This window comes from uncultured Bacteroides sp. (genome assembly GCF_947632445.1).
In the GTDB taxonomy this organism is placed as follows: domain Bacteria; phylum Bacteroidota; class Bacteroidia; order Bacteroidales; family Bacteroidaceae; genus Bacteroides.
The window spans coordinates 1-4,059 of sequence record NZ_CANRPM010000119.1; the positions used below are offsets into that span (position 1 = coordinate 1).

At 40.8% G+C, this 4,059-nt stretch carries 3 protein-coding genes and 1 pseudogene; all 4 read right to left on the reverse strand.

Features of this window, described 5'->3' with window-relative positions; translation table 11 throughout:
- Nucleotides 1-146: 146 nt before the first annotated feature.
- A pseudogene (locus Q0Z70_RS13175) lies at nt 147-1,098 on the reverse strand (IS30 family transposase).
- A 253-nt stretch (nt 1,099-1,351) separates the two neighbouring features.
- Nucleotides 1,352-1,981, reverse strand: a complete 630-nt coding sequence (locus Q0Z70_RS13180; protein ID WP_298075217.1) for a hypothetical protein — start codon at nt 1,979-1,981, stop codon at nt 1,352-1,354.
- Nucleotides 1,981-2,340, reverse strand: a complete 360-nt coding sequence (locus tag Q0Z70_RS13185) for a helix-turn-helix domain-containing protein (RefSeq protein WP_298075219.1) — start codon at nt 2,338-2,340, stop codon at nt 1,981-1,983. The genes Q0Z70_RS13180 and Q0Z70_RS13185 overlap by 1 nt, the downstream gene beginning before the upstream one ends.
- A gap of 298 nt (nt 2,341-2,638) precedes the next feature.
- Nucleotides 2,639-3,634 carry a PIN domain-containing protein gene (locus Q0Z70_RS13190; RefSeq protein ID WP_298075221.1) on the reverse strand — a complete coding sequence of 332 codons (996 nt, stop codon included), beginning with the start codon at nt 3,632-3,634 and terminating at the stop codon, nt 2,639-2,641.
- Between the last annotated feature and the right edge of the window lie 425 nt (nt 3,635-4,059).

The following is a 4,059-nucleotide window of genomic DNA, read 5'->3' on the forward strand; positions in this document are numbered from 1 at the left end:
TGCCCGTGCGTTTGCGTCCGCAGTCGATGGCTACCAGTCGTCCCATATTCCGTGCAAAGATATAAAAAATCGTTGAGTAATTCTTTTAATTGTGTATATTCCGGAACTTTCATAAAGTTAGGTAGAGTCAACCAGCAAGTGCAACATTACAAAAAAAGATTGAAGAAACACTCTTTTGGGGAGTTAAAGTTGAGTTTTTGACGAGGTCTTGCATTTAATTTATTTTTAATGATTTTTATTTTTCGGTCGGAAATGGTATTTATATCGGTTCCTTTCGGTATGTATTGGCATATGAGTTTATTTTCGTTTTCTACGGCTCCTTTTTGCCATGTGCAATATGAATTGGTAAAATAAATCGGTACGTTCAGACGCTTTGTAATCCATTCGTGTTCGGCAAAATCACTGCCGTTGTCGGTGGTAATGGTTTTTAAGCATTTTGCCTTTGTAGGGGAGCAGGAGCCTCCATACGACTTTTGCCAACGGCTTGGCTTTCTTTCCTTGTTGCAATTTCTCCATGAGCAGGAAATTGGTGCTGCGCTCTACGAGTGTGAGTATGGCATGATTGTCTTTATCTACGATTAAATCCATTTCCCAATCGCCGGGACGCTTGCCGTCGGCTTGGGGTGGACGGTCGTGTATGCTGATGCGGTTTTTTATGTTCGTGGCTTTTGTTTCATGTTTGTGCGGGGATTTTCGCTTGTACTTCATCTTGTGCCGGCAGTTGTTTGCAAGTACTCCGCTCTCATCATGACGAATCATCGCGTAAATGGTTTCGTGAGATATTCGTATGCCTTCTTTGGCGAGGCGACCCGATATTTGTCGGGGCGACCACTGTTCTTCTTTTATGAGCTGTTCTACGCGCCAGCGAAGAATCGGAGAGATGGCTCTGTTGCCGGGTGTGCGCCCTTTACGATGTTCGGTCATATCCTGAGCCTTGCACCAGACATACTTGCCGTTTGCTGTTGAATTGCGTTTAATCTCTCGGCAAACGGTCGATTTACTGACACCTATGAGTTGAGCAATTACTTCTTGTGTCGTTTTTCTTTGCAGTTCCAGGTAGATTACATACCTTTGCTCACGGGTTAAATGTTTATACATAAGCAATACAAAAGTATTTAATCCGGGGGAGGAGGCAAAAATCCTCCCCGTTTTTTTGTATTGCCGGTTGATACTTACTAATTGTTCGTCAAGCTTTCCACGCTCAATCCTTTCTGCTTTGCTTCAAGATGTGGAACAGATATTTTCTCTCTCCTTTTGTTGCTCTTCTATCTTGACTGAACAGGATAGTTGGGAGATAAAACGTCTAAAGTTGGGGGCGATAAATCATCGACCCACTTGCCTATGCAGCAAACTATGCGTGACGGGTAATGGAGGCGATGTGTTCATCTATTTTAATCTTATACCTTCCTGTTGTTGTGCGTAAATTCTTCCTGATAGTATCAATGGTGGAATTGGCAAACCATTCGTGGAATGTCTGCATAACGAATTGCGCCGTGACATCCCGGCTGATGTTGTATTGAAAAGCAATGTTCCAAGCGAAGTTCTTTAGTGAAATTTGAGTAACAGCAGTGCGTCGTTTGATGTGGATATTTACACTAAGCGCTTGCCGATTGGTGACAAAGTATCGGACACATTCGCAGATTTGGAAGATTTCTTCTTCACTAAAGTCAAACAGCCTGAATGTATTTCGGGTGTATTGCAATACGGCTTGCAATTTTTCATCTTCTTCCTTTTCTTTCTGTTGTAGAATTGGACTGCTAACCCAACCGCCACGGATGCGGATGTTGACCGCATTGCCGATAGCCGTTGATGCTGCCGCAATAAGGGATGCCATCGTGTACTCAATGGAATAGTTCTCTTGCCGTGCCAATGCCAGAACCATGTCCTGCAACTTGGCAGGAAACACGTCCAAAGGTATCTTGTTCTCTATGACACCCTCGAACTCCATTCTGATGCTATTGCACAAGTCAAGTGAATCCATTAGAACGGTCTGTTTCGTTTGGCATTGATGAATTGGGCGGCTTCATCCGCCAGTTCCTTCTGCGATTTCCGCTTGCCGTCATGAAGCCATGCGTCAATCTCTGATTTAAGGAACATGAAGCGCTTGCCTCTTTTATGAAATGGTATCTGGTGGCAACTCGTCCATCCGTAAACGGTTTGTTCCGCCGGATGGCTGGGCAAGTATTCGCACAGTTCCTTCAGGTTCATCCACTGGTCGGCAGGCCGTACTTGCGGGATGTTGTTCAGACCGTCAATCTTGGAATCAAGTTTATTCAACTTATCCATCATCCATGACATTACCTTAGGCAAATCTTCAAATGTAATGTTCTTGTCTTCCATATCATTATCAGTTGATTTTGCCGCAAAGTAACGGCAAATCCCAATACTGATTTATGGGTGACAAATATCACATAAAGAAACATTAGCAGCTCATAAAAATCATAAACAATATGTATTGATTATCAGTGGGTATAATGATAAATTCCATTATTAGATTTTTTCGCTTATGCCTCTCGACATAAGGGAATCATCATCGGATCATAAGGTTATGAAGATAAAAAAGCACAGAAACAGAAAGCCACCCACATGAAGATGCAGATGGCTTACAGAATAGGAAATCAATGTCGCTTTCTTATACTTAGCGTAAATTATTTTTTAGAAATTTCTTAAGCGAGATTGTAGTTATACCCAATAGCTTAGACTTAAGTTGTAGCCCATTGTCTGATGTAAGCATAATTGGATTCTGTTCTTTATACTTTAATGCGACTGATAATATCATATTGTCAGGTGAACGTTTATCAAAGTCATCTGGCAATAAAGGAGTATCTGCGAACTCGTATAAAATCTCATGTTGTGTCTCATTATTAAGATTGCGTAAAGCCTTCTCCGCGTTTTGTCTTCGTTCTTCGGTTAATTTGATTTTCATTTTATCGAGCTCATCCGGCACCTTTGCAGACAAGATGATAGGATACTTTCTGTCAATCTTAGAAATAATATCAGGACAGTCCACAAAAACATTAGTATCAATGATGTAATAGTTTTTCTTCGTCATACTTAATTCCTTCTTTTTCCGTTCAAATTGAGAGATGTCAATTTTGCCTACAACTTTCAACCCTATTGTGGAGGAGACCGTCGATGCTGTTTTTTCTTCAGATATAGGTTGGACTATAGGGTCTGATGATTCTGACTCTTGCAAATTAGTTCTCCATACATCTGTTTTACCATCAAACTTATCACAGTTATCTATAAACTGTAATACTGTAGGTGAGACAGTGTGAAATTCGTTAAGAGGCATATCTGAAATAATGAGAGTCGTACTAAGCGAACGGCTTGTTGCTACATTAAAACGTCGATCTTCTAGTGCGAAACCCGGATTCCTTCCAGGAATGTATAGAATAGCATAATCAACAGTCATGCCTTGGATTCTATCTATCGTTTCGATAGTTATATCCAGTTCAAGGTCAGACGTACAGAAACGTTTCTGCAGTTCCTTTACAGAATCTCTAAAAGGTGTTATGATAGCTAAAGAACGATCAGGATAAAATTTTTCCAGCTTTTCAATCACATCTCGTATAATAGCATCTGCTTTATCTGAATAAACTCCATTGCGGACATCTAGTGTACAATGCAACAATGTTCATTAGCGAGCGTGTCTATGATTGTGTCAGAAATGCCTGTTGGCTTCTGTTCATCAAACGCAAGTTCCTCGGGTGTCCATTCCTCATAATCTATAGTCGGTTCAAGGTTCAATTCCTCGTTTGAAGAGAATGCATCCATGTAGCTGGCAAGGTTGCGGAAATACTCTACAGGAGGAAATGGATTATGGACGATAAGTGAAAGACTTTTGCCATCAGCCAACGCCTTTGACAAGATATCGTACAACTTAAAACTGAATCCAGAGCATGCAACATAGTCATAGTTGGAATCACCAGTATGAACATAGTACATTGGAGTCATGTCAGAACCAGAAGAATGAAAAATCTGTAATAGTCAAGACTTGTTCTGACATTTGTTTTACTATCGGACAAAAAAACTGTCAGATGTTTGTTGCGAAGTTAC